At 60.4% G+C, this 19,338-nt stretch carries 16 protein-coding genes; 4 read left to right on the top strand and 12 right to left on the bottom strand.

The window, feature by feature from the left end; genetic code table 11:
• The first annotated feature begins 89 nt into the window (after positions 1–89).
• Positions 90–620, top strand: coding sequence for a dTDP-4-dehydrorhamnose 3,5-epimerase (gene rfbC / locus J2R80_RS14160; RefSeq protein ID WP_076826907.1), 531 nt, complete (start codon positions 90–92; stop codon positions 618–620).
• A 4-nt stretch (positions 621–624) separates the two neighbouring features.
• Here rfbC and J2R80_RS14155 read toward each other — a convergent pair whose 3' ends face one another.
• The 5 genes from J2R80_RS14155 to J2R80_RS14135 all read right to left on the bottom strand — a co-directional run bounded on the left by J2R80_RS14155 (position 625) and on the right by J2R80_RS14135 (position 7,766).
• The gene (locus tag J2R80_RS14155; protein WP_253638768.1) at positions 625–1,944 is read right to left on the bottom strand and encodes a DUF4910 domain-containing protein; all 1,320 of its coding nucleotides are present in this window, start codon (positions 1,942–1,944) and stop codon (positions 625–627) included.
• 17 nt (positions 1,945–1,961) lie between these two features.
• Positions 1,962–3,032 carry an NAD(P)-dependent oxidoreductase gene (locus J2R80_RS14150; RefSeq protein WP_076826903.1) on the bottom strand — a complete coding sequence of 357 codons (1,071 nt, stop codon included), beginning with the start codon at positions 3,030–3,032 and terminating at the stop codon, positions 1,962–1,964.
• Positions 3,033–3,152: 120 nt separating this feature from the next.
• Entirely contained in the window at positions 3,153–4,136 is a 984-nt protein-coding gene (locus tag J2R80_RS14145) for a GNAT family N-acetyltransferase (protein WP_253638767.1), read from the bottom strand.
• 247 nt (positions 4,137–4,383) lie between these two features.
• Entirely contained in the window at positions 4,384–6,345 is a 1,962-nt protein-coding gene (locus J2R80_RS14140; RefSeq protein ID WP_244558773.1) for a hypothetical protein, read from the bottom strand.
• A gap of 44 nt (positions 6,346–6,389) precedes the next feature.
• The gene (locus J2R80_RS14135) at positions 6,390–7,766 is read right to left on the bottom strand and encodes an O-antigen ligase (RefSeq protein ID WP_253638766.1); all 1,377 of its coding nucleotides are present in this window, start codon (positions 7,764–7,766) and stop codon (positions 6,390–6,392) included.
• 547 nt (positions 7,767–8,313) lie between these two features.
• Here J2R80_RS14135 and J2R80_RS14130 point away from each other — a divergent pair.
• Together J2R80_RS14130 and J2R80_RS14125 are read left to right on the top strand one after the other, a co-directional pair.
• Positions 8,314–9,513, top strand: coding sequence for a polysaccharide biosynthesis/export family protein (locus J2R80_RS14130; RefSeq protein ID WP_057017391.1), 1,200 nt, complete (start codon positions 8,314–8,316; stop codon positions 9,511–9,513).
• On the top strand, positions 9,510–10,787 hold the full coding sequence (locus J2R80_RS14125) for an acyltransferase (RefSeq protein WP_253638765.1): 1,278 nt from the start codon (positions 9,510–9,512) through the stop codon (positions 10,785–10,787). The genes J2R80_RS14130 and J2R80_RS14125 overlap by 4 nt, the downstream gene beginning before the upstream one ends.
• Here J2R80_RS14125 and J2R80_RS14120 read toward each other — a convergent pair.
• A complete protein-coding gene (locus J2R80_RS14120) occupies positions 10,723–12,018 on the bottom strand; it encodes a glycosyltransferase family 4 protein (RefSeq protein ID WP_168855323.1) in 1,296 nt (431 codons plus the stop codon). The two genes, J2R80_RS14125 and J2R80_RS14120, sit on opposite strands and share 65 nt — an antisense overlap.
• Before the next feature lie 271 nt (positions 12,019–12,289).
• On the opposite strand from J2R80_RS14120, the gene asnB reads away from it, so the two are divergent.
• A complete protein-coding gene (gene asnB, locus J2R80_RS14115) occupies positions 12,290–14,230 on the top strand; it encodes an asparagine synthase (glutamine-hydrolyzing) (protein WP_253638764.1) in 1,941 nt (646 codons plus the stop codon).
• 13 nt (positions 14,231–14,243) lie between these two features.
• On the opposite strand, the gene J2R80_RS14110 is transcribed toward asnB, so the two are convergent.
• The 6 genes from J2R80_RS14110 to J2R80_RS14085 form a co-directional block, all read right to left on the bottom strand.
• On the bottom strand, positions 14,244–14,522 hold the full coding sequence (locus J2R80_RS14110; protein ID WP_057017387.1) for a hypothetical protein: 279 nt from the start codon (positions 14,520–14,522) through the stop codon (positions 14,244–14,246).
• Between the two features lie 2 nt (positions 14,523–14,524).
• Positions 14,525–14,737 (bottom strand): hypothetical protein, encoded by a 213-nt coding sequence (locus tag J2R80_RS14105; RefSeq protein WP_028333410.1) that lies wholly within the window; start codon positions 14,735–14,737, stop codon positions 14,525–14,527.
• Between the two features lie 420 nt (positions 14,738–15,157).
• Positions 15,158–16,528: an NADH:flavin oxidoreductase/NADH oxidase gene (locus J2R80_RS14100; protein ID WP_253638763.1), complete on the bottom strand. Its 1,371-nt coding sequence runs from the start codon at positions 16,526–16,528 to the stop codon at positions 15,158–15,160.
• A complete protein-coding gene (locus J2R80_RS14095; protein WP_233475241.1) occupies positions 16,410–17,417 on the bottom strand; it encodes a LacI family DNA-binding transcriptional regulator in 1,008 nt (335 codons plus the stop codon). The genes J2R80_RS14100 and J2R80_RS14095 overlap by 119 nt, the downstream gene beginning before the upstream one ends.
• 219 nt (positions 17,418–17,636) lie before the next feature.
• Positions 17,637–18,524 (bottom strand): MBL fold metallo-hydrolase, encoded by an 888-nt coding sequence (locus tag J2R80_RS14090; protein ID WP_253638762.1) that lies wholly within the window; start codon positions 18,522–18,524, stop codon positions 17,637–17,639.
• Positions 18,521–19,333 carry an aspartate/glutamate racemase family protein gene (locus tag J2R80_RS14085; protein WP_253638761.1) on the bottom strand — a complete coding sequence of 271 codons (813 nt, stop codon included), beginning with the start codon at positions 19,331–19,333 and terminating at the stop codon, positions 18,521–18,523. The genes J2R80_RS14090 and J2R80_RS14085 overlap by 4 nt, the downstream gene beginning before the upstream one ends.
• Positions 19,334–19,338 lie beyond the last annotated feature (5 nt).

Below are 19,338 nucleotides of genomic sequence, written 5' to 3'. Positions count from 1 at the left end.
GTAAACCACGCAGTTGCTGAAAATTTTAGTAAAATTGTATAGAACTTGTCGTCGACAATTGGCCTCTCGGTCGGGAGTGGATACGTCCCATGCGCTTTGAAGCAACAGGACTTGACGGAGCGTGGCTTGTCAAAATCGAGCCTGCACACGATGAGCGCGGCTTTTTTGCGCGCACGTTCTGCGAAGACGAGTTTCGCGCATACGGGCTCGTGACCAGATTTCCCCAGCACAGCATCTCGAGCTCCTCGCGCAAGGCGACATTGCGCGGAATGCACTTTCAGAATGAGCCGCACGCCGAGGTCAAGCTCGTGCGCTGCTTGAACGGATCGATTTGGGACGTCATCATCGATCTGCGTGCGAACTCGCCTACCTTTCGTCAATGGCGCGGCTTCGAGCTTTCAGCGGAGAACGGTTCGCAGCTCTACATCCCCAAGGGGTTCGCGCACGGCTTTCAAACCTTGAGCGACAACGTTCAGGTCAATTACCTGATTTCGGAGTTCTACGAGCCTTCGGCTGCTAACGGCCTCCGATACGACGACCCGATGTTCGGCATCAGCTGGCCTCTGGCCGTAAGCACGATCTCCGATAAGGACCTGAACTGGCCGCTTCGGGGTGCGTGAGCGCCTACCGAACAGGCGCGAGGAGCCCGTGGCGCTCGAGCACCTTTGCTGTCTTCAGAATGACCGGGAACGGCAGGTCGGCACGCCTGGCGATATCAAGCAGAGAATGATGTCCGTCGGACAGATTTAGAATCCACAGCATCGCCATGTTGGCTGCAGCGGCGTCCTTGTCGCCGCCGATCGCACCATAGAGTCCGCGTCTGCCCAGTTGCGGTTCGCCTTTCGGCGACGTGTTGTAGTAGCTGCGGTTGCCTTCGAGCAGGTCGATGACTTCGGAAATGATGCGGAAGGATTCCCCGAGGTGCTCCGGCCGAATGAAGCTCAGGTCGTCGGCCGAGGTATGATACTGAGGGATGGCACCGAAACGGCTGCGCTGAAACAATCCCACCGGCAGGTTGAACCCGGGCGAGCAGTATTGCCGCTCATCATAGCCGTAGGGCGAAAACGCCAAAATCGTCGGCGTCAGTTTGGAATGCTGCAGCGTGTGTAACATTGCACGGTCGATTTCGGCATCGCCCTGCCTGCTCTTCTTGTATGTCGGACCGGCGCCGTCTCCGACCATTGATACCACGAGGCCGTGCTTGATATGAGACACACGATGCTCATTGCGGGCGAGCCAGGTGATCGCGCCAATCGTTCCCGGCGCAAAGAGAAACCGATAGCTGTATCGCGTTCGTATCTGGGAGATGCGGCTTGCGAGCTCCGCAAGCAGGGCCAGACCGGAACAATTGTCATTGGCAAGCGAGGGATGGCAAACATGCGCCGACAGAAGCACCTCGTCGTCTGACTCTCCCCGGTGAAAATACTCACCATAGGTCAAATGCCCGTCGGCGAGGGTCGAGTCGATCACGACCTCGTAGCTATCGTCCCGCAGTTGCTCCAGCTGTCGGTGGGCCATGCAGAAAGCCCAGTTTTCCTGGTAGTAAGACGTTCGGTAGGGGACCAGGTCCGGCTGATCGGGCAATGTGAAGATGTGGGACTTAAGCTCGTCCAACAACATGGTGCGGCGCACCGGCACGCTGTAGCTCATGACGTGCAGGTTCGATTCGTTGAAATCTACGACCTTCCGTCCCCGCGGGTCCTTGATGTACGCGTCCCGGATGTTCCACTCACGTGGCACGACCCAGTCGAGAACGGGTGTACCGGTCGGCACCTCGTGGACATCAAGGGAGATGTACGCACCGATCTCCCGAAGGGTCTGCCGCACACCGTTACCGGTAATGCTGCGGCAGATCGGGTAGATCTTTTGGGCAAGCGCAAAGATCTTTGCGCCTGAACTCGTGCCATCGTCTGCCGCCGACACGCCGTCCTCCTGGTGTGTCAAATCGATCGGCGCGTGTATTAGTTCGCGGCGAGAGCCGATTGCCCGACGCTCTGCCTCGACTTTACATGGCGGAGATCCGCATCGAGCACGCCGTCCGCCAGCAACTTGTTGACGTGGCTGATGCGCTGATACCGGGGACCTTCGAACTCTTCGAGCGTGATGCCCGAGACCCGGTAGGCCTTATAGAGCTGCTCCGCGCCCATCTTCGCATCCCATTGCGGCTTGAACTCCGGCAGCCTGGTTCGAATCTTTTCGAAGCTCACGCGATAGGACCGCGTGTCGGGACCGGCGCCATCGGCAAATTCGATCTGACAACCGGGGACAACATCGGCGACGATCTTCGCGAGATCGCGGATCTGGTAGTTGTGCGCCGTCTGGCCGACGTTGAAAGCTTCATTGAACACCGCCGCCTCGGGAGCCTCCATCGCCGCGATAAAGGCGCGGGAGATGTCCTCGATGTGAACGATGGGCCGCCAGGGCGTGCCGTCCGACTTCAAGAGGATCTTCCGCGTTGTCACCGCCCAGGCAACGAGATTGTTCAGCACGACATCGAATCGGAGCCGGGGAGATACGCCGTAAGCCGTTGCGGGTCGCAAGTAGACCGGGCAAAATCCGTCACCGGCGAGGCTGGCAATATCGCGCTCCGACTGCACCTTGGATTCGCCATAAGCAGTCACCGGGTTGAGGGCTCCGGTTTCGTCGATCATCCCGTCGCCCGCCTTGCCGTAGTTGCTGCAGGAGGACGCAAACACGAACCGTCGCACACCGGCTTGCTTGGCCAGCTGCGCGAGGCGCACGCTGGCTACATGATTGATCTGGTCGGTAAGGCCAGGCCTCAGATTGCCGAGCGGATCGTTAGACAGCGCGGCAAGATGCAGGACCGCATCAAAAGCCTTCAGGTCCGCAAGTTCGATGTCTCGCGTGTCCTTGCAAAGGGCCGGCACATCCACGATCGACCCGCCTTCTGCAAATGTGCAGCGAGAGTACAGATCGCTGTCGAGGCCCACGACTTCGTGCCCGGCACGCCGTAGCATCGGGGTGAGCACTGTTCCGATGTAGCCGAGATGTCCGCTCACGAGAACGCGCATCTAAACGCCTCCAAATTTATTCTGTTTCTATCTCGCCTACTTATTTCAAAATCGCCCGCTGATGCACGTGTTTGTAAAACCTTAGTTAATGGCGCGCCTGAAATTGCGGGAACGATCCGCTCAGGACGATGGAAAATGGTTGAGCCGTACCCCATGATCGTTGACGTCGCCGGTAGCGGCGCCAGGCGAGAGACGCCGCAGCAGCGCTTGGGGAACTCTGCGTAGTTGCCGGTGAAGCCGGTAACGTGTGGTGGAGCGGCTGACGTCGAAGCGATTGGCCAATTCTCCGCCGAACGCCACAACGAATTTGTATCGCGCCTCGTTTTCGATTCCGCCATCGAAATCGAAATGAAGGCCCCGCTCGTGCGCCAGCTCGATGCCACTCCAGAGGAGCAGACTTACTGCGCCTGGATGCGCAATGCTCCTGTCCCGCGATGACAGGAAATAGTGCACGAACTTGTGGTCCCAGACGAAGAAGACCTGGGCGTGGACGTTGTTGTTCGAGTCCACCGCCGCGAGGATCTTGCATTGCTGTCGCTCGTTCGCGGCGGCATAGACAGCTTCCAATCGCGAGAGGTCGAAATACGACTTCGCGCCCTCCAGGTTGGCCTGGTAATACTTCACGAAGTATTTTGGGGACGTGACTTCGCGAATGGCGAGCCGTTCCCGCGCGCGTCGTATCACGTTCTTCGTCTTGTCGCGCAATCCCGACCAGAGCTCGTCTCGGGGGATCGCGCATTTCAGCATGAAAGTCGGATGCGCGCGCACCTCGTAGCCGCACGCGAGGAACGCGGCCACATCGCTGAACCCGGTATCGAGCGTCATCTCGACGTGATCGAAATCCGCGACCTGCTTGAGCAGGTCAGTGATGACCGCATGCGCCAACCGCATGCGCGCTTCCGTCTTGCCGGACTGCAGCGTGACCGTCGGCCCGAGAAAGCGTGTGATTTGAGGCATCTTACATATGTTCATCCCGCCTTCAGTACGCGTGACGAACCGGAGAGAACCCACGACGCGCCCGCCACGCGAACAAGTGACTTCGCGCCAGCCACCGGGAGCCAGCGCATCCAGCCACCAATCCTCGTGAAAGACCGATTTGCGCATCAAATTCCTCTTCCGGAGACTAACCGGATAGCGAATCGGCAATCTGATTAAACCAAAACGTGCAGAAATGCCCAAGGTCCGCGCGGATCAGAAGGCCTTAGCTTCTATTGTAGTTAACGACGTCTGCAGCATTTAAATCGGGGCGCTCGCCTAGTTAGCCTCCGAGCTCGGCGTCGGTCAGGTGACGCATTGACGCAATACCGCGCCTGTTCAAAACATATTTAATCATTGCCCACGAGGCGTGTGCTCACTGCGAACTTTTGCGTGCCGATCCATCCAAATTTGGCTGCACGAACGGCGTGCCGGCGTCATAGCGCGCTTTGGCCGGAAGCACATGAAGCTTCGTTATCCCGACCGGGTCCACCCAAGGCCACTCGTATCCGCGCCCGGCATCGAAGAACGGGGGGCGGCTTGTGAGGTACATGGAAGCAGGCAAGGCCTGATCCTCGCTTCCGGAATCCCAGTGCGTTTTGTTGGTGAGGTAATCAAAATTGCCATATCGAATCGTGGACGTCGCAACCTTTGCGTCCGTCGGATATGGCTTCACGGCGTCCCAGCCGAGCATCCAGACGCCGGGCTTTGCGTCGGTAAAACAAGTTTCATACGACCAGCCGTCCATCTGACCGGGAACCCCGAGCACGTTTCCTATGAAAGACATCCAGTAGGAATACGCCATCAGACCGGCGGCGCGACGCGGCCCATTGCGGAGCTGCGACACATCATCGATCGTCCCGCCAGCCTGATTGTCGAACGCTGCCCGGACGCCGCGCAGATAGTTGCGGAAAAACGTGTGATAGATGCTGTTGCCGTGAGTGTCGTCGCTGTCGGCGTTCTGAGCATAGTTGCCCTCGAACAAGACGTGATGGGCGCCCACCATGTGGCTGGCGTTGAGCCCGGTCTCGATCCAGGCTCCATTGGTATTGATGTAGCCCATGTCCATGTAGTTGTAACCGACCACCGAACCAGCCCCGGCGGAACGCGCCACCACCAGCTTGTTGGCCCTCACGGCAATTCCATTCTCGATCAGAGCTTCCGACGATCCGGCGGAAAGGCTAATGGCATATCCGCCTCCGCCGGGTTGAGCCCAGGCCGCGTCGTGCACGTAGAACTCGCGCAGTTCGACCCGGAAGGAGCTGTGAATTGCAAAGCCTTCGCCGTGCCAAACCGAATTGTCGACATTCTTCGCCCACGAAGAAGCAGCCCAATTGAAGCGAAGATTGCCCGCGTCGCCCCCCTTGAGCGCCAGATCTTCGATGCCCGCGTGCTTCACATGCGGCTGCGCGAACCGTGACAGTTGAGCTGCGTTTGCCTTCCGATAGCTGATGTGAATTGGGGTCGTGAAGGTGATCCTGGAACCGGAGACGGTGCTGATCTCCTTGATCTCGGCGACGGGCCGATCAGGTCTTCCGAACCACGATCCGGCGCTTTGCGGCGTCGATGGAAACCCATCGGGTGCAAAGTCGTCGACAAACTGAATTGCAGGTTTGTGCTTTTGCCAGACAACCCTGAAATCTTCCGACGCCCAGATCTGCCCTCGCCCCTGCGGGTCGACACGCCAATCAGCGGCCGACGCCTCGTCGAGCAGTACGATCTGTCCAGGCACAAAGCCCGCAGCGTCGTCGACCTCGACCGTTCTTTCGCCCTTTATTGCATCATTCCGAAGGTTCGCCGACCGCACGGCATTGACCGTATCGCTCGTGCTGGAGAAAAGCGACGGTCCCACCACGACCAGCGGAGACGGCCGGGCACCGACCGCGTCATTGAAAGGTTTCGCGCCATCCTGCTTTTCGAGCATCGTCCGGCCCGGACCGGAGCCGCGCAGGGTAATTGCCTTGTTGAGCAGCAGGAAATTGCCGCCATTGATCAGAAACCGTCCCGCGGACAGTTGCACGACCTGCCCTACCGGACATGCGTTGATTGCGCCCTGGATTACCGCAGCGTCATCGAGTGTGCCGCCACGAGGCGACAGCGTCGCGCAGATGGTTTTTCGAGAGGGTATACCACCCTCGGCCATCAGGCCGGGTTGCCAGGTGGTCGCGCGATCTGAAGGCAGTATTTCCATCGAATCGAGAGCAAATGCGGACGAATGGCTTGAGCATGCAACGAAGATCATCGTTGCAGCCAAGCGCTGCCAAGGCCGTCGCAGGGCCGTTCGCAGCGTCCGGTGACCAGGGTTGCGCCGCGTCGCGATGACCTTCCGGTTGAACATGCATCCTCTGACTTGCAGCGCCGAACCGACCGGCTTCGCGCCTGCTAGCGTGACCTCACGACGTTGACGGCAGTGGACGGCGGCCTGAACCGCGATCCGTGGGTGCGCCGCATTGCTGGACGCCTGGCTATCCGCAAGCTGGCCGCGGGACGCGCCTGCCCCCAATATCTGGCAGCTTCAACCGCGGCTATAACGAACACGACCCACAGCATTTCGAAGCCGCGCATCCATGTGCTCTCGAGACCGTTGGTAATGGCAACGTAGAGAACGATCGACAGCAGGATCCATGCCCGCGAAAGATCAAAACGCGCCAGGCGACCAATGCCGTGTATCGTCGCAAGGATGAACGCGACAAGCAGGAAAAATCCCGCATAGCCAAGTTCGAGCAACGTGTCTTCATACCCATTGTGGGCGTTGGGCATCTCCTTGACCCAGCCCGGCGCTTCCACGATGCTCGGCGCGTCGGGTCCAACCAGCCAGAACGACTGATAACCCCAGCCCAGCAGCGGCTTCTTTGCGATTTGCATATTTGCAAAATCCCAAATGATGGTACGGCCTGTGAAAGTCGAATCGCCGTACAGCATGTACGATACGCGATTCATGCTGAAGCCGGTGACGAACGAAAAAACCATCCAGCAAATCGGTATCGATACGACAATCACCCACACCGGAACGCGGATAGCCCTGGAAAGCTTGAGCAAGGCCCAGGCGAACGCAGGGACAAGCACCGCAAGAGCAAGCGCCGTCTTTGAATTGCTCAGCAGCAGCAGCGCAACAGACATCAGCGCGGTAACGATGCCGAGAATCCGTCGCCGTCCGGGATGAAGCAGTTCATGTAGCGCAAGCAGGAATGCAACGGCAGCGCATTCGCCTAGATAGTTCTTGCCCGAGAAATAGCCCGGATAGCCCCATGTGGCGAATTTCACATCGATCGGCGGCCGGCCCATGACGAACAGCAGATTCAGCACGGCAGCGATAAAGAAGCACCAGAACAAGCCGCGCAGCAGGTCGGTCGATCGAGTTGCAACGATCGCCGGGAGCGCGATCGAGGCAATGATCATGGCCTGCTGCGCAAATCTGATCCCCGAAGCCTCCGGCTTGAATGCCCAGGCAACGCTCGCCCCCGCCAGCGCAAGATAGGCAAACAGTATGATCAGGATCGGCGGAAAGCGGAGTCGCGACCGATTGCGCAGCGCAACGACGAGCGCGACTGCGGACAGGATCGGCCAAAAGAATTTGCTCTCTGGTCGAGCTTCCAAAAGACAAGCCGAGTCCGTCGGACTACAGGTCACGAGGATCAGGGGAAAAGCAATCGTGGCGTAGACACAAGCCAGCAGCGGGATGATTGCGTATCTATCGATTACCCGATCGGACGGGGCCGCCAAGCCTGGTCGCTGAGAACGCAATACGGCTTCGTGCATGCTCGGTGCCCGTCAACTCCAGTCGCCAAGGCAGCACGCTGATCGTTACTCGCCCGCCTTGCCCGATCGTAGGGCCACGCAGCGATACGATCAGCCTCTCAATGGCTGGCGCCAACACGTACTCAGACACGGCTCCGAACACCAACGATAAGTCAATCTTTCCTGAATTTTTATAGTGAACGCTTCGTTAACGCTTGTCCCCTAGCGTGGCGCACAAGGCGGGCTGTTTCGCCTGGTCGATTGATATTCCGGGAAATTGTGGATGCCGCGTAAGCACATGTTTACTCGCGCAAATTTCTTCCGAGCCTGTGTCCGGCGATGCGGCGGTCGATGCCGGACGGCGACGACCGCAAGCGGCGCGCAAGCAAGCGCGAAGAAGAGACCGGCGTTTACCAAGACTCCGTTCGCTAATCTTCGTTAACCAGGGTCCAATGTCGTGCCGAGAAGTGCAGGCAAGAGTAGTCAACGAACGCCGCGCCTGACCACTCGCGAAGTGACGCCGGCGCATTCGGCTGGCAATTCCTCGCGTCTCGGTGGTGGCCGCCTATTGGGCGCCCTGGCCATCACAGCGACAATCGCGCTCGCTGGCTGCTCGACCATGCCGACCTCGGGACCGGCAAGCTCGTATGTCCGCGCGGGGCAGACCGACCCTGAAAGCGTGCACTATGCTCTGGTGCGCCTCACGGCTGACACCGAGAGGGTCCTCGTGCGCAACTCTAGGCGGATCGACCGCGTTTTCACGGATCGCCGCGGTCCGCCCGAGATTCGTTTTGGCATCGGCGACACGGTCAGCGTGACGCTGTTCGAATCGATGGCCGGTGGCCTGTTTACTCCAACCGAAGCCGGCACACGTCAGGGAAATTACGTCACGTTGCCCAATCAGGCCGTGAACTACAAAGGCAACATCACGGTTCCGTACGGTGGCTCGATCCGCGCTGCGGGCCGGACGCCGGAGGAAGTCCAGAATGCGATCGTGAAGTCCCTGCAGGACCGTGCGATCGAACCACAGGCAGTGGTTGCGCTGGTGGATCAGAAGGCAACGTCCATCAGCGTATTGGGCGAGGTCGGAACGCCTGCACGCTTGCCCGCAAGCGCCAGCGGCGAGCGGCTGCTCGACATCATCACGCGTGCGGGCGGCCCCAAGAATCCCGGCTTCGATACCTGGGTGACCCTCGAACGCGACGGCCGGCAGGGTACCGCACCGTTCGGATCGCTGCTCAGCCAACCGGCAAACAACATCTTCGTTCGCCCCCAAGATACGGTCTACGTATTCACGCAGCCGCAAACCTTCCTCGCGATGGGTGCCTCCGGGCAACAGGGGCAGTTCTCGTTTGGAGCCTGGCGCCTGACGCTGGCCGAGGCCATGGCGAAGGCAGGCGGCCTCAAGGATGATCACGCCGACCCTGGATCCGTGTTTATCTACCGAGGAGAGCCACGCGAAGTTGCCAAGCAGCTCGGCGTCGACTGCACTCGCTATAGCGGACCCCTTGTCCCCGTTATCTATATTCTCGATTTGAGAGATCCCGGCGGCTACTTCATCGCGACAGAATTCGAGATGCGGAATAAAGATGTCATCTTCGCGTCCAACGCAAATTCTGTCGAAGCGACAAAGTTCATGACTTACCTGCGGATGATCATCGGCACAGTGAGCGATCCAATCGTCGCCGGGATCGATGCCTACACGCTGAAGGGACTCGCCAACGGCAGCATCTCTGGCGCGACAACCATCGTTACGTCGTCCCGATGACGACAATTGGCCTGGCGGAATCGGCTCGCGCGGCAGGTATGCTGCCGGCAACCGAATCCGCCGAGGCAACAGTCCGCGACCGGTGGCCCCGCCTTCACGGACACATTCCTGCGCTCGACGGCGTGCGGGGACTTGCCATCGTCATGGTGATGCTGCTGCACTTCGTCGGCAATACGTTGCCCACCAACGCTGTCGAGAAGATCGTCGTCGGAATCACCAACTACGGCTCCTACGGCGTCGAGTTGTTCTTCGTCCTGTCCGGCTTTCTCATCACCGGCATCCTCTATGATTCAAGGGAGGAGCCGAACCTCTTTCGCAATTTCTATATACGGCGCGTGCTGCGCATTTTTCCGCTCTATTATGGCGTGCTTGCGCTTGTCTTCTTCGTCGCTCCGCTTTTGAGCCCGCTGCGTGGTCCGACCCTCGACTATCTGATAGATCGTCAGACCTGGGCCTGGCTGTACGGAGTAAACGTCTACATCGCATGGAACGGTGACTGGTCATTCTCGTATCTGGAGCATCTCTGGTCGCTTTGCATCGAGGAGCATTTCTATTTCTTCTGGCCGCTCGTCGTATATCTGGTCGCGAAGCAACCGAGAAAGTTGATTGCGGTCAGCCTCGGCCTATCGGTCGCTGCGATGCTCGCTCGCCTGGGCGGCTCCTTGGCCGGACTTAGCTGGTGGACAACCTACGTGTTGACACCGTTTCGCCTGGACGGTCTGGCCCTTGGCGCCTTTCTCGCCGTGGTGGTCCGACAACCGGGCGGACTTCAGCGACTTGTTGGCGCCCTTCCATACGTTGCGACCACTGCATTTGGCTTGCTGTCCCTGACTTTCACCTGGACGCGCCTGGTGACCGACCAAGGTAACGCTTTCGTCCTTCCGGTTCGGTCTTCCATCATCACCGTGCTGTTGGCTTGTCTCCTCACCTGGGTGCTCGTTGCGCCAAAACATTCCTTGTTATCGCGCCTTTTCTGCAGCCGACCGCTGATGTTTCTCGGGACCTATAGCTACGGCCTGTACGTCTACCATCACTTTATATCGTACTATCTCGTGACTCACCGAACCGAACTGGCACTCGGCGAATGGCTCGGCTCTCACAGCGCAGCCGTGGCAATACAGGCGACAGCGGGAGCACTCGTCTCGCTGCTGATCGCTTATCTGAGCTATGAATTCGTCGAAAAGCGCTTCCTGGACCTGAAGCGGTTCTTCAAAGCTCAGCGCACCGTTGCTGCTGGCGAAGCGTTGGCGCCTTCCCATCCGTACCGCAACTGATGGCGAGCCTCGTATGGTAAAAACCCTCGAGAGCGCGAGCTGCTGAACTCCAGGCATACTTGCTTTCGGCCAAATGCCTTGCGGAACGTCCGAGATCCGCAGCGCGATCGGCATCGCCCAGCAAGCCGCTGACACGGGCGGCAAAGCTCTCGACATCGTCCGCGATCATGATGTTACGATCCGGCACGGCCTCGATCCCCTCGGCGCCCAGGGTTGTCGAGACGATTGCCTTGCCCATCGCCATAGCCTCGACAATCTTGAGCCGTGTCCCGCCTCCCAATCGCAGAGGGACGACGACGACCGCCGCCTCGGCAAGATGCGGTCTCAGATCCGGCACGAAGCCGGTGAACTCGATTCGGGGACCTGCCAGCGCCAACAGGGCGGAGGGCGGCGAACCGCCAATGATCTTGCAACGCGCATCCGGATGGCTGGCCGCGATGCGCGGCCATATATCATTGATGAAGTGGATGACACCGTCGACATTCGGTGCATACGACAAGAGGCCAAAGAATACGACGGTGCGTCCGTCGGGCTTCGGACCGTCGGCACGCGGGCGATAGAACTCGATATCCGCGGCATTGGGTATGACGGCAGTCCTGGCTTCCGGCACTTCTTCAAGCAGCCGTCGTTCGTCAGCAGCGCTGCACAGATAGACGCCGTCTGCGTCACGATAGGTCCCGAGTTCCTCCTTCCGAAGCTTGCGCCAATTGACTTCGGAATAAAGGCGACGAAACAGGCTGTCGCCGCTTTGGGCGTACTGGCGGGCGAGGTCGTAGTCGATGTTGTGAGAATCCACGACCAGTACCGGAAGCTTCTCTCCTGCCGGCGCCTTGCGCAGCTCGTAGTGACCAAGGAACGTGAACTCGAGATTAACCACGTCGAAGCGCGTCGACCCAAGCAAGTCATCCAGCGTCTGACGCACCACGTCTGCCGTGATTCGCAAACGCTCGAAGCTGAGGGGCGATACCAGGGAGCGCAGTTGAAGCAAGCGCTTCGGCATCCCATCGCGACCGAACGGGTTACGCACGAGCACCACCTTGCGGCAATAGGCCTGCATGGCAGTTCGGCATTCGTCGATGTCGTGCTCGTCATCCACGAGCATGACTGCCGTCAGGTCATGGCGCTGAGCCAATTCCGTCATCAAACCGTGCATGCGTGCCTGCGCGCCGATCCGCGGCGGGCTCGCAGGCATCTGTGACACGAAGAGAATATTTAGGCGGTCTGAGTGCATCGATCCAAACCTGCCTGCCGACGTCGACAGGTACTGAGATGCTCGCTGGGGCCCACATTCACATAGCTCGGCTTACTCAATGCTTAAGCCTGCGCTTTGCGTTAATGGTTGCCTCGTTTCCTCTTAACGAAACAATGATAGAAAGGCGGCGTGTCCATTTATCCGCTTGGATTTTCGACGTAAAAGCATTGCCGAAGCAGTCTTGGTAGGTTCTCCGCAACGTTACCTCGTGCGGGCCAGCTCAAGCTCAAGCCGCGAAGGCGACGATTGAATGTGCGGTATCTCGGGTATCATCGGCCGGCTTGACGAAAACAACCGGGCCGCGCTCGCTCGGATGAGCAAAGCCATGATCCATCGCGGGCCGGACGGCCATGGCTCGTGGGCTTCGACGCCGGATGCCCGCGGCTGGGGTGTCATGCTCGATCACCGCCGCCTCTCGATCCTCGATCTGTCGTCCGCCGGCGCCCAACCGATGGTGGACGATACAACCGGGCACGTGATTTCGTTCAACGGCGAAATCTACAACTATGTCGCCCTGCGCAAACGCCTCGAGAGCGAAGGGCAGTCTTTTCGGTCCAGCGGCGACACCGCCGTCATGCTGCGGGCACTCGGGCTGCATGGCCTGGAGGCAGTCGGATGGCTGCGCGGCATGTTCGCATTCGCAAGCTGGGATCCGCAAAAGCGACGACTTCTCCTTGCGCGCGACCAGCTCGGCATCAAGCCGCTCTATATCGCGCAGTCCAGCAATCCGAACACGACGTGGTCGCTGATATTTGCATCCGAATTGCGTGCATTGCTGGCCTCAGGCTTGCTCGGAACGCCGCGTCTTGATCCGCAGGCGGTTGCGAGCAACGTATGGAACGGGTTTGTTGTCGGCCCCTGCACCGCCGTTCAGGGTGTTGAACTTCTTGCGCCGGGTCACTACGCCGAGTTTGACGGGACAGGTCGCAAAATAAGCGAGCACGATTTCTGGCGCATTCCCGGAGAGGCGCCAAAACCGACAATGGACGAAGCGGCGCTTGCCTCGATCCTCGACGAAGGGATGAAGCTTCACCTCGCCAGTGATGTGCCGCTCGCGGTTTTCCTGTCGGGCGGCATCGATTCCTCCGCGATGGCAAATCTCGCGCAACTGACCGCTGACGCCCCGGTTCATACTTTCACGCTCGCGTTCGAGGACCAGCAGTTCAACGAAGCGCCGTTCGCAAGACAGACCGCTGCGGCAATCGGCACTCAGCATCATGAGGTGGTGTTGTCCGAGCAGCGGTTCGTCGACAGTCTGGACGACGCCCTCGATAGTCTCGACCAGCCAACCTTCGATGGACTGAACGCCTATTTCATCTCCCGGGCCATTCGCCAAGCAGGCTTTACCGTCGCACTGTCAGGAACCGGGGGTGACGAGCTGTTCGGCGGGTATCCGACGTACCGCGATCTTCCGATCTTGCAACAGTGGTGTCATCGGGGCCGCGCATTTCCCAGAAAATGGCAAGCCAAGGCTGCAGCTTTGTTGACTTGGCCCCTGCGACGATCCTCGCATCCCGTGCTGCCTCAAACGCGCTGGGCGAAGCTTCCGGATATGGTCGATCGTAGCGAGGATCTGCTGGCGTTATACCAGATGGCCTACGCGCTCTTCCTGCCTGGATTTCAGGGTGAATTGCTTGCACCGGATTTCGCGGGCTCGCTCATGGAAGGCCTTCCCGACGCGATGCGCCGGCGGCTGACGGCCGAAACGGCCGGCCGCACCCCTGTTTCCGCTATTAGCGTGATGGAACAACGTCTCTTTTTGGGTGAACGCCTCCTGCGCGACAATGATGCAGCAAGCATGGCCAGCTCGCTCGAGCAGCGCGTTCCGCTGGTCGACCACGTATTGTTTGAAAGCGTCGACGCCCTGTCGGACCAAGCGCGATATCAGCCCTTGGGGCGCAAAGATATGCTTCGGCGGATCGGATTGCGCGGTCTCGATCCTGCGCTCTTCGAGCGCCCAAAGACTGGCTTCGTCATGCCCTTTGACCGGTGGATTCGCCGCGGATTGAAGGACGCCATGGATCGAACCATGCGCGATCCGCAGGCGATCGCGCCTACCGGCCTGAATCCCGACGCGGTTGAGCGACTTTGGCGAGCCTTTCTCGACGGAGCGCCCGGCATGTACTGGTCGCGGGTTTGGTCCATCTACACGTTTGTCCGTTGGTGCCATCGCAACGGCGTTTACGCATGAACAGCGAGTGCCTTCACCGGCTGTATCGCCGCTCACTCTGACCATTCGTCCAATCGATAACGTCGAACTCGAGCCCTCGCTTCAACATCTCCGCCTCAAGATCGCGGGCATGCCGCTTCCATTCGGCCGTCGACCGGACTCGGAATTTGGGATCTTTGCCGCTTGCCTCGAATTCATCGTCGGCCTCGAGCGCGCCGCGGATAGCTTCGTATATCATCCTCAGACTGGGATCGGTGATGGCACTGCAGGCCATTGGTTTCAGTGTCTCGATCTCGTCGAAGTTTTTGCTCATGACTATGGTCGATCCTCATCTACGCGCGCTAGCGCGCCTTCGATGACCTCGATCTCCTCGCGGAGGATATCGCTCACGATCGACGGCTTGAACCCTGGAATGGTGTGCATCTGAACATCATCCAGCAATTGCTGACGATGGTGCCTCAGCTTTTCCAGGGCTTGGCGATCTTTCAACGAAACGTAGCCGGCAACAATCTGCTCGATGGCTTTCATCGGAAATGCGCTCTACAATAAGAATAACGTACTGCAATCTCTCGATTAAATTGGCCAAATCGCGTCCTGACAAGACCCCCGCCTTAGTGCTCGTGCGATAGCGTTAACGCTCAGTCCGTAAAAATCCGGACCTCCACGACATGATTCCGCCGCTTGTCGGGATCCGGCTGAAAGCGAGAAGTCGGTTCGATCGTCTTTGTCGAGTTACTTCCACGCAACACGATGGGGAGGATGCAGAAGAACCTGTCGTGCGACCGCTTCGCCGATATCTACTCGGCGCAGGTTCAGCAGCGAACCTGAAACGCGCTGCTGGACCCGCGCTGCGATACCCGTCGCGCGGCACCGCGGATCCTCAAAGATAGTAGCGATGCCGTGGACGGCGTTCCGTTCACCGGCTGCGAGCGATGTGTGTGACGCCGGTCAGGAGTGACGCGTAACGACGCCCGTCGGCGTGGCAAAGCCCTGGAGAGTCTTGATCCGCTTCTCGAGCCACCAGCCGAACTCGGGCGACCAATCTTCGAAACGGCTGTTGATGCCGAGATCGTGCGCCCAGTGGTGTGCGATGTTGGGATTGAACTGCGATTGCCGCCCGACGGCAATGAGGTCGGCTTGGCCTTTCTGAAGGATGGCCTCGGCCTGCTGCGCCTCGAGAATGATGCCGACGGCCATGGTGGTGACATCCGCCTCCTTGCGCACGCGCTCGGCGAAAGGAACCTGGAAGCCGAGGCTGCGCGGCACTTGCGCTGCCGTAGCCGCGCCGGAGATTCCGCCGGAGGAACAGTCGACGACGTCGACGCCGCGCGTCTTCAGCTCGCGCGCGAAGGCGACCGTATCATCCATGTTCCAGCCCTCGACAGTGCCGTCGACGGACGAGACGCGCACGAACAGCGGCATGTCCGCCGGCATTTCGCGGCGCACCGCCTCGACGATCTCGAGCGGCAGACGCATGCGCCCGGCGCGGTCGCCGCCATACTCGTCATTACGTGTGTTGGAGACCGGCGACAGGAACGAGGCCAGCAGATAGCCGTGCGCGGTGTGGATCTCGATGGTGTCGAACCCGGCGGCAACCGCCCGCCTTGCAGCGGCTGCCCAGGTGCCGACCATGGCCTTGCACTCGGCGGTGGTCAATTGCCGTGGCGTCAGCCAGCCCTTGGCGACCGGTTCGGCGGTCGGGCCTACCGGTTGCCAGATCCTGGCGCCGGCTTTCAGATTCTCTTCGGTCAGCGGCCCCATGCCTTGCATGGCGGACTGTGCCGACGACTTGCGGCCGCCGTGGCCGATCTGAATGCCGATCGCCGTCCCCTGACGCTTCATGAAGGCGACCAGCGGCTTGAAGCTCTCGGCCTGCTCGTCATTCCAGATGCCGAGATCGTTTTCGTTGGTGAGTCCGACTTCCTCCACCGCCGTCACTTCGACGAAGACGAGCCCAAATCCACCGAGCGCATAGCGACCAAGGTGTACGAGATGAAACGCTCCGCAGGTATTTCCCGGTTCGCAGCTGTAATGGACCATCGGCGGCACGACGAGGCGGTTCTTCAGCGTAAGGCCTCGAATCGTGAGTGGCTTGAACAGCATCGGCCGCTCGTCTTCTTTGCCGTTGATCATTTCACCACTCATGGAATTGTCTCCTTGCATGCTATGGCCGTCCGTTCGTGCCATGGACGGCAAGTCTTCAGGTACGTCTTGGGGGCCCCAGCGACGCGCGCGGGATGAACTCGTTGGGCACGAGCACGCGCCGCGGCTCGTGCGGACCGTCGTTTCGGATGCGATCGAGCAGCATGCCAGCCGCAATCCGGCCGACCTCCGCCTGATCCCAGCCGATGATGGCGACGGCCGGCGAGACGAGCTCGGCGAGCTCGGAATGGCCTGACGCGATCAGCGACACGTCCTCAGGTATCCGCAGGCCTCGCCCGCGCACCGCGCGCAGCACGCCAGACAGCATGTCGATGCCGCCGGAAATGATCGCGGTCGGAGGGTTGCGCTGGCCGAGCAATGCCGAGGTGATACGAAATCCAGCGCCGGGCAGGAAGCTCCCGGCGTGAACGAGCGAGGGATCGGGCTCGAGATTTCGCGCGGCAAAAGCCTCCTGATAGCCGCGAACGCGTTCGCGCGCCGGATAGAGCCCGGCGTCGCCGGTGATCAGCGCCACGCGCCGATGACCAAGATCGAGCAAATGACTGACCGCGACGCGCATCCCTTCGGCGTGATCGGCCATAACGGCATCAGTCCAATCCGGCTGATCACGATCGATCAGCACGATCGGAATATCGAGATCGCGCAGGAAGGCCTCGAACTCACCGGCGATCGGCGTGTACGGCCCCATCATCACGCCGTCGGCCTGCCGCCGCGACAGCCGGCTGAGCAGCTCTCGCTCACGCTCCTTGCGGCCTTCCGAGTTGGAGATGAGCAGCGAGAATCCGACCTCGTCCAGCACGTCGTGCGCGGCTTTGACGAAGCCCGCGAGTTGCGGAATGTTGATCTCACGCAAGATGCAGCCGATCGTGTGGGTCGACCGGATGCGCATGCTCTGAGCAACCGCGTTCGGCGTATAGCCCAGATCATCGATTGCGCGCTGGACCTTCCGGCGGATGTCGGGATGGACGGTGGCATTGGCATTGAGCACCCGCGACACCGTGCCGGTCGAAACGCCCGCTGCGGTCGCCACGTCGCGGATCGTCAATTTGCTTCCGCGACCTGCCGTTTGCTGTTCTGCCATCACCATCACCGGGGCTGAGACCTCAATCCCCTGCACAATACGCGGAAGCCAATTCGGCCGCAGGTGCTATCCGCCGGCCGAAGGCAAATGATTTGTGCATTTCTCCACCGTGATCCAAACGGCCTGGCCTCCCGTCCTTGTTCCGGAACGATCAGATGGCGTCGGCTTCGACGATATTGCGGCTCATACTTCGAACGCCCACTGCTCCGCCACCAGGCTGTATCGGCCTGTCTCGCGCCGCATATGTCCGAACCCGGGGAAATGCAGATGCATGCCGCCGACCAGCATGTCGTCAGTGACCACCACGTCGAACATCATCTGACGAGCGGCCGCGGCGGCCTCGGGGTCGGTGTCGAATTCCATTGTCACTTCCGGACGTGCAACCTGGATCTCCGGCACATGGACCGTGTCTCCCCAAACCACCATTGATTCGCGGCCGCGCGATACGACATAGGCGGCGTGGCCGGGGGTATGACCGTGGATCGGGATCGCCGTGACGCCCGGGAGCACCTCGCCCTTCCGGAATGTCTTGACGCGATCGGCAGCCATATAGGGCTTCAGCTGGGTGCGGCCGGCCTCGAAATAGCGGCGCCGGGGCCGCTCGGCCGCCTTGGCCATCGCCTCGTCGTTGAACCAGTGATTGATCTCGTTCTCATGGACGATGACTTCCGCATTGGGAAACAGCCGCGTTCCGGTTGCGGCATCTGTCAGCCCGTTGGAATGGTCGGGATGGACATGGGTCAGCAGCACCGCGTCGACCGAGGCCGGATCGATGCCGGCGGCAGCGAGATTTGCCGGCAGGCGACCGCAGGTCGGCCCCATCAGATCCGCTGATCCGCAGTCGATCAGGTAGGTCCGGTTGTCCATGCGCACGGCAAAGGCGTTGACCGAGATGCGCGGCGGCGAGGTGCGGTGATCGCGCGCCAGAATGGCCTTGGTTTCCTCCTCGGGCATATTGCGAAAGATCGTGTATCCCATGTCGACGTAACCGTCGCTGAGGCCGGTGACCAGCGCGTCGCCAAGCCTGCGGTGATAGACTCCTGCGACTTGCGTTGAGGGTGAAGTGCTCATTGTGCGTCCCCTTGCCAAAATCTTGCAACGATCGCTGCATCGTCGCGCCTGTGGTGCCAGCTCCGGCCCACGCCAAGTTGCGCCTTCGACCAGAGCCTGATCTGCATCAGCGCGTAGGCCCAGGTGACGGCAAACACGTCCATCACAGGAGCACCGGCGATGCGGTGGACGCCGTGACGAACCAAGAGTTCCGCCAGCACGCCTTCCGCCGGAATGATGACGTCAGCGCCGCGCGCCACCAGGCGCTCGGCCGCGGCGGTGAAATTTGCGATGACCGGAGCCGGGTCGGCGTAAGCACGCGCCAGCTGCGGCTCGTCGAGCGGCGGATCCATCGCCGCGACCTCCAGCACACGCGCGGCGAGCTTGTGCTTGTCGACCGCCACCTTCGTCATCCACTGCACCGCCGGCGCATTGGAGATCAATGCCACATAGCTGCCGAGCGAGCAGCCGACCAGAAGACCACTCTCGGTCAGCGAGGCGACGGGAATATCCACCGCGGAGCGGATCTCGCGCAGAAACGGCTCGCTGAACGAGCCGATCACGAAGGCATCATAACCCTGCCGCTCGGCCGCGATCGCATTGTCGATCACCCGGCTGAGAATGCGGTGATAGGCGAATGCATTGCCGAGCACCGCAGTGGCCGAAGCGCCGGCGTATGATCCGGACGGAAGCCCGTGGACGACGACCTCGGCGTCGTCGCCAAGGATTTCCGCCGCATGGGCCTCGAGCGCGCGCTTGTAGACTTCGAGATGATCGAGCTCGTTGACCGACTGGTGCCAGATCCGCGGCGTCGATCTCTTCCCAGGCATTGCCG

Source organism: Bradyrhizobium sp. USDA 4541, from assembly GCF_024171085.1.
In the GTDB taxonomy this organism is placed as follows: domain Bacteria; phylum Pseudomonadota; class Alphaproteobacteria; order Rhizobiales; family Xanthobacteraceae; genus Bradyrhizobium; species Bradyrhizobium australafricanum.
Note: the sequence above shows the minus strand (reverse complement) of the source record. Positions and strands in the feature narration are given on the sequence as shown.